The following is a 251-nucleotide window of genomic DNA, read 5'->3' on the forward strand; positions in this document are numbered from 1 at the left end:
GCGACGAGGTCGTTGAGCTGGCCGATGCGGGAGGAGAGCGAGGCGGCCGACGCCGCGCTTTCTTCGGACAGCGCCGCGTTCTGCTGCGTCATCTCGTCGAGATGTGCCACCGCCTGGCTCATCTCGTCGATGCCGTTGGCCTGTTCGCCGGCGGCCGCCGAGATGTCGGCGATGGTCGCCGCGACCTTGCGCGAATGCGACAGGATCTGGTCGAGCTGCTCGCCGGCCTGGCGCACCAGCTTGACGCCCTC

The 251-nt window shown here is 69.3% G+C and carries 1 protein-coding gene; it reads right to left on the minus strand.

The window, feature by feature from the left end; all coding sequences use genetic code 11:
• Positions 1–251: methyl-accepting chemotaxis protein (locus ASE63_RS26465; protein WP_348271349.1), on the minus strand; the 251-nt coding region annotated here is incomplete at both ends.

It is taken from the genome of Allobosea sp. Root381 (assembly GCF_001429395.1).
Classification (GTDB): Bacteria; Pseudomonadota; Alphaproteobacteria; order Rhizobiales; family Beijerinckiaceae; genus Allobosea.